The organism is Pedobacter sp. 01N416 (genome assembly GCF_056399685.1).
In genome coordinates this window covers 1-6,989 of the sequence record NZ_JBFTRT010000246.1, presented here as the reverse complement: position 1 = coordinate 6,989, position 6,989 = coordinate 1, and the positions used below count along the sequence as shown (strand labels likewise).

Here is a 6,989-nt window from a genome sequence, read left to right as displayed (position 1 = left end):
ACGTTATGATCCTGAATTTTACCTTGCTGTGTAGCCTCGTCTACCCAATCGATAGTAGTACCTGCATTGTAAGCAGGAAGTTCCCCGATATTTGGAACCGGTCTGGTTTGGGTTTGATTGGTTTGTTTAAGAAAATCAGCATATTTCTGCAGATATTCTGCTCCACTCCGGGGTTCTAAAATATGGGCCATATTATCAATCCCCACATAACCGTTATAACGAATTACGGGTTTACCAGTTGTTCCCCTTTTCGTGGTAACTAAAATTACGCCATTTGAACCATTTGTACCATAAATAGCTGTGGCGCTCGCATCTTTCAAAATCTCTACCGATGCAATATCGTTGGGGTTAATATCGTTTAACGAACCACCTGTTTTAGTTAACGGAACACCATCTACCACTACATAAGGACCTGCATTGGCTGTTATCGAGTTTTGTCCGCGGATTAAGGCACTAGGCTGACTTCCAGGAACAGATGATGTAGTGGTAACATTTACCCCTGCTACTGCGCCTTCGATTGATTGAAGGACATTCGTTACAGGTAGTTGCGACAACCTTGCTTTAGGTACAGAAACAATCGAACCAGTAACATCAGAACGTTTTTGCGTACCATAACCTATTACAACTACATCTTGTAAGTTTTTATCCTTATCCTCTGCAAGGATGATGCTCAATTGCGTGTCATTAGCTACCAATATGGTATTGGTTACATAACCTACAAAAGTAATCACTAAACTTTCTCCTTTTTGGGCTGATATTTTGAAATTTCCATTGGCATCGCTGGCCACCACCTGAGTAGTTCCCTTAACACTAATGGAGGCACCTGGAATGGGGTTACCTCGATTATCTTTTATTTTTCCAGAAATTGAGATTTGAGCAGTTTGTGCAATTGAATCGTTTGATTTACCTAAGGATAGGATTAAAGCAAACAAAAACATTACCGCACACTTAGATGTGGCTAGTAGTTTTCTTTTCATTTTTTAAGATTATTTGGTTAGTTAATAATTGAACCGCGAGAGGAATTCAAAAGGGTAGTCTATCAAAATATTTTATTAAAATATTAATCAGACCTGATGTGGAAATTATGCATGAATGGAGATGGATTGATTACAACAAAGTAACCATAAAATCCTAGTGGAGTGAGGGGTAATACGGTAATAAGTAGGGGCTAAATTGTTACTTTTTGTTAGAATTTGGCTTTTTAACCCCTATTTTGAAGATTTTTAAACGTTTAGTCTACGTTTAATTTTTTTATTGTATTTAAGATTGGTTGATCTATTGCCTTTAAAATATTCTGATCAGGTTTAATCAGTTCTAAAACCGCGATATCATTCTTGCCTTTTTTTAACCATTCTTGAGGGATATATAACGTTTGTTGTGGCCCGATTGCCCAGTATTTTCCTAAGTTGTGTCCATTAACCCACACTACCCCTTTTCCCCAATCGGTCATATCTAAATAAGTATCCGCAACTGTCGAAATTTGGAAAGATCCTTTTTGTAATGTTGGTCCGTTTCCGCTTTGTTTTGAAGGGGCAGCATTAGCAGTATAACCAGCAATATTATTAAAAGGGAAGCCGTACATCGACCAGTTTTTAACTTCGGCACCATCAAAAGTTACCTGTTCGGTAATTCCTTTTTTGTTTTCTAACAGATACTTTCCAAAGTTTACCCTACCCATATTTTCTACAAAAATATCGAGCTGTACTTCGCCTTTCGGGAGTGTTAATGCCAAAGTATTTTGGTTTAACCTACGGTCTAAAATACCTGCTCTTTTCTGGTTAATAAAAATCAGCGCATAATCCCGTAATTGTTTAATCTGAAGTTCGCCTTTTTTACCTCCCTTAATGGTAGTTCKGTAAAGCACATAACCATAATCCTGGCTAAGATCCTCGAAAGTTAAAGGTGTGCTATTTTTCACTGCTTTTGGCAGCGCATTAAACAAAGCTACTTTACTTCCCAGTTTAAAAGGCGCAATTGCGATACTTGGTTTAGCAGCTGGAATTGGCGGTAAATTTTGTCCTGTTGGAAGATGTTTTTCGATCACACTTCTAAACGCCTTGAATTTTTCAGTTGCATTTCCAGCCTCATTTAAAGGCGCATCGTAATCATAACTACTGGTTTGTGGTTCGTAAGGTGAAATATCTTTATAGTTTGCCCCATTCATAAAATCGCGCGTTGTACCGCCATGGAACATGTACATATTGATCGAAATACCTGCTGCTAAAACAGAATCTAACTTTTTGGTGTATTGTGCTGCAGGAACGGTGTGATGAGGTGTTCCCCACCAATCGAACCATGCAGGATACCACTCAGCTATAAAATATGGGCCTTTCCCATTATGGTTCTGATTTACCAACTCCCTAATTTTTGCCGGATTATCGATTCCGTTTACAGCTGGTAGTAATCCGTCTAAATGTCCATCTTTTACATCTGCAGCAGGATCGCAGGTATAAAGCAATCCATCAAAACCTGCTTCGATAAACATTTTTCTGTTGATATCTAAATAATTTTTATCAGCAGCGTAAGAGCCGTATTCGTTCTCTACCTGTACCATAATAATATTACCACCATGGTTAATCTGCAATGGTGCCAACTGTTTGCCTACTTCAATAATATACTTCTTATACTCATCTAAATATTGTTTTTCGGTACTTCTCACCACAAGGCCTTTTTCGTTCTGTAGCCAATAAGGATAACCACCGAACTCCCATTCGGCACAAACGTAAGGACTTGGTCTTAAGATAACCCAAAGGCCTTCTTGTTGGGCGATTTTCACAAATTCGGCAATATTATTATTGCCCGAAAAATCGAATTTTCCTTTTTGTGGTTCGTGCAGATTCCAGAATACGTAAGTACCAATCGTATTTAGCCCCATTGCTTTGGCCATCTTCATACGGGCCCGCCAGGCCTCTTTTGGTACACGGGGATAATGTAACTCCCCAGAAATTATCTGAAAGGGTTTTTCATCCAATAGAAAGGCTGTTTCTCCTAGCTTAAACGTATGTTTAGCTTGCTGGCCAAAAGCTGATAAGGAGAAACATATCGCCACCAACCATAATAATTTTGCTTTCATTTTTTAAAGTTGTTTTAAGATGACCCGAATTTTGGGCAAAAACAATCCCATTTGCGCATTTTTACGCAATTCATCGTCTAGATTTATATAAAAATTTTGTTTTTTCTCTACTTTTTAAACACGCTCAGATCCCATTCATCTGCCCAGTTTATCGAAATTTTATCGTTCTCAAATTTGATTGGCAACCACAAGTAACGGCCATCAATGGCGTTTTTCGGTTCCCATTTATCAGCCATAAAAATAAATTCTCCTTTTTTGCCTGGTGCTGGCAATACATGCGTACTCTGCCCGCCATAGGTTAGCTTAGCCCCTTCGCCCTGGCATGGATTCCCCATATAAGTCCAAGGTCCCCAGATGGAGCTTGCTTTGAACCATCTGGCCGGATTTGGCGCCCATCCTGTACAGCCCGAACCAACCATATAGTAGGTTCCGTTTTTCTTAAACAAAGCTGGTGCTTCTGTTTGCTGCCCCACATAAATTCTGATAAATTTTCCTGTATGCCCTAAATAATCAGGGGTTAACTCAGCCAAATGCAACGTAAAATTTTCTTCTGAAGAGAATATATGATAGGCTTTTCCATCATCGTCTACAAAAACTGTCATATCTCTTGCCATTTGCCCACCGGGTAAATCCCTACAGAAAAAACCATCACTTTTATTGGCCGGTTGCTGGCAATTTACCATATCTTTTTCTGCTGTTCCTGCTGCATAAAAGGGCATTTTCTCCGGATTTGGACGATAACTCTTGATAAAAGTATATGGACCAGTTGGGCGATCGGCTACCGCAACACCCGATCTTGCAGCTGCATAACCTTTGCCTAAAAGTTCTAAGTGAAACCACATCACAAACTTTTTGGTTTTCTTGTTATACACCACTTTTGGGCGCTCCAGGATCGAGCCTTTAGCAATATCACTTTTCAGGTCTTCTGAAACCGGAAGTGCAATACCTTCATCTTTCCAATTGTATAAATCCTTTGATGAGTAGCAATGTACGCCTACCTGTGCCGTATTGCCTTTTTCACCTTCAATCTTATGCTCACCAAACCAATAGTAAATGCCTTTATATTCGACAATGCCTCCGCCATGGGCGTTAATATGAACACCTTTATCATCCTTCCAAAGTTTACCGGGAGTAAAAGAAGTATATGTTTGTTGTGCTGAAACATAACTATTTAGCCCTAAACTGAAGGCGATAAATCCTAAAACAAAACTGATTCTCTTATTCATCATTTTAATCAAATAATTTTTAACGTTACAAAGACGGTAATTTACCCACCTCTTTTCAATTGTATAGCTATCTGCTATTTATTTTAAACTGGCACTGTGATCGTTTTCAAAATTTTCTCCACTCCAGATCTTTTGCGCACTCCATTTCTCTGCTGGGTTGGCCCAARATGCGTCTGCTTCTGGCAAACCTAATGGCAAAAAGATATTTGAAGCAATGTACGGGCTGCCCTGGTTGTTATAGAAATCGCCCAGATTTGGCTGATCGCCATATAAACCTATCGTTAACCAACCATTTTTATAGGTAGTAGGGCTCTCTAAAGTTTTTTTGATTACGGCGGTTAAAGCGCAACGTACCTGAGCCGGACTTAACTGTTTTGGCAATGCTTTTCTCCAGGCCATATCGGCCAAATGATGAAATGCAGCACCACGATAAATGATGGAGCGACCTGTTGCTGGGTAAGTGCCATCAGCGTTAATTAATCTTTCCTGAATAATAGCATACCGCTCATTGCGCTTCTTAATCTTCTCGAACATCTCTTTATAACTGTTCGTTTTAGCACCAATGATATTGGCCAAAGTAGCCAGATAAGGGTGAATAACATAACTATTATAATAATCGAAGGCAAACGATGTTCCATCTGTGTACATTCCATCGCCGGTGTACCATTGTTCCATTTGCTGCAGTGCATAATCAACACGCATAGGATCCCAACTGTAACCGAATCTGGCCAGAAAGGCTTCGTTCATAGCGGAGAATAATAACCAGTTAGAAAAAGCAGGCTTAAATCTTCTGGTTGTAACGATCGATTTCATCATCAGTTCCTGGTTCTTCTTGTCCAGATTTTCCCATAACCAAGGTGCACGTACCAAAGCCAATGCAACATAAGAAGCATCTACCAGTTGTTGCCCACCGATATCGAAATTCATAAAATCTTTGGCATTAGAATCTAAAGCATTTTTTAGTCCCTGAATGGCCCACTCCCGATACTGTTTCCTTAAAGCTACTTCTTCTGTCGAACCTCCTTCTAACTGCAACCATGGCGCAATACCACTTAAAACCCTACCCAAAACTTCTACATATTGTACTTTAATGCGCTGTTCTTTATTATCAATATGGATAGAAGTAACTTTTGGCATCGCAATACGCAGGCTGTCTTTAGCCAGGTTATACAAAACGGGTTTCACCATCTTATCCATCTGTTGCAACCAAAACTGCCGATCGGTTAAAACCGCGTTTTTGGTATTCTTGGTTTTCTTTTGCGCAAATGCGTAACCACCAGCCAAGACGATCAATAAACCCGTAATTAAAATATTTTTAAGTCTCATTTTTTCCTATAAAAATTTAGTTTTTGTTTGATAAATAGCGGTACATTTCGCAACCAGCCAATAAAAAGGCCCCTACACCAAAATTCGCTGTAGAATTTACATCAACCACCTGCCCCGGAATGGCTTTCTCTCCTATCGGCTGTACATACCCCAGTTTACCGTTAGGTTGTAATGCGGTTTTGGTTAGATATGTCCATGCTTTTTGTGCTGTAGATAAATAGTTTTTTTCTTTTAAATAACCGTTGTTTATCCCCCATAACAAACCATAAGTAAAAAAGGCTGTTCCACTGGTTTCTGGTCCAGGGGCATGTTGCGGATCTAGGATACTTCTGGTCCAATAACCTTCTGCCTGCTGGCTTTTAACAATTGCTTTGGCCATATTCTGGTACTTGCTTAGGTATTCGTTCCGATGTGGATCGTTAAGGGGCAGATCTTTTAACACTTTCGCTAAACCTGCAAACACCCAACCATCGCCTCTTGCCCAAAAATCTTTTTTGCCGTTTACACTTTTATGCTTCGGATAAACATATTTGGCATCCCGGTAATAAAGTTTTTCCTTTTTATCGTACATAATGCTATTTGCATACATAAAATATTCGTACAGCTTATCGAGGTATTTTTGGTCTCCAGTTACTTTATAAAGTTTGGTCATAACAGGCATTACCATGTACAAACCATCGGCCCACCACCAATAGTCGTTATTGGGTGTGCTCATTTCGTATTGCATTACCTCTTTTGCCCTTGCAATTTTATATTCTTCGGGTTTTAAGTGGTATAAATCGATATAGGTTTGAAAACAGATCTGCCAATCGCCAAACAGCACATGCTCATCTGTTTCGCCATATTTATATTTCCAGTTGGATTTATCAGTTGATTTTGCGCCCATCCATTTGTTATAAACGGCCCAATCTTCTGAATATTTACGGTAAGCTTCGTTCTTGGTAATTCCATATACCTCCATATTTCCGGTATGGTAAGCAGCATGATCCCAAAAAGCACGTACTTCGGGTTTATTGTTGCCTTGCCAATAGGTATTTGCGCGGTTGATCATTTCGAGCACTTCCTCTTTTGAAGTTGAAGTTTGTGCATTTACAGCTGTGCTGCTAAAAAACAACAATAAGAAAAGCGCCTTATACAATTTTAAATTCATTAGTGTATTGGTTTAATGCCGTTTACGGTTGGTATTACAGGTTTAATAGTTCCATCAGTATTAAATTCCATTTTATCGATGCAAACTTCACGGTTGTAGCCTGCAGCACTCCCCATTGAGATTCCTTTTGGTCGGGTAAAACGATGGTAAACCATATACCATTCATCTTTTCCGTTAACTTTGATTACACTGTTGTGCCCTGTTCCGTAAATAC

6 protein-coding genes are annotated in these 6,989 nt (G+C 39.4%); all 6 read right to left on the bottom strand.

Annotation, left to right across the window (positions count from 1 at the left end; genetic code table 11):
• Positions 1-977: TonB-dependent receptor plug domain-containing protein (locus AC1DND_RS14680; RefSeq protein WP_477582657.1), on the bottom strand; the 977-nt coding region annotated here is incomplete at its 3' end.
• Positions 978-1,231: 254 nt separating this feature from the next.
• Positions 1,232-3,073, bottom strand: coding sequence for a glycoside hydrolase family 35 protein (locus AC1DND_RS14675; RefSeq protein WP_477582655.1), 1,842 nt, complete (start codon positions 3,071-3,073; stop codon positions 1,232-1,234).
• A 107-nt stretch (positions 3,074-3,180) separates the two neighbouring features.
• Positions 3,181-4,302 carry a glycoside hydrolase family 43 protein gene (locus AC1DND_RS14670; RefSeq protein WP_477582653.1) on the bottom strand — a complete coding sequence of 374 codons (1,122 nt, stop codon included), beginning with the start codon at positions 4,300-4,302 and terminating at the stop codon, positions 3,181-3,183.
• A 75-nt stretch (positions 4,303-4,377) separates the two neighbouring features.
• The gene (locus AC1DND_RS14665; RefSeq protein ID WP_477582651.1) at positions 4,378-5,625 is read right to left on the bottom strand and encodes a DUF2264 domain-containing protein; all 1,248 of its coding nucleotides are present in this window, start codon (positions 5,623-5,625) and stop codon (positions 4,378-4,380) included.
• Between the two features lie 16 nt (positions 5,626-5,641).
• Positions 5,642-6,775: a glycoside hydrolase family 88/105 protein gene (locus tag AC1DND_RS14660; protein ID WP_477582649.1), complete on the bottom strand. Its 1,134-nt coding sequence runs from the start codon at positions 6,773-6,775 to the stop codon at positions 5,642-5,644.
• Positions 6,775-6,989, bottom strand: a 215-nt coding sequence (locus tag AC1DND_RS14655) for a family 43 glycosylhydrolase (RefSeq protein ID WP_477582647.1), incomplete at its 5' end; no start/stop codon positions are given. The genes AC1DND_RS14660 and AC1DND_RS14655, both read right to left, overlap by 1 nt.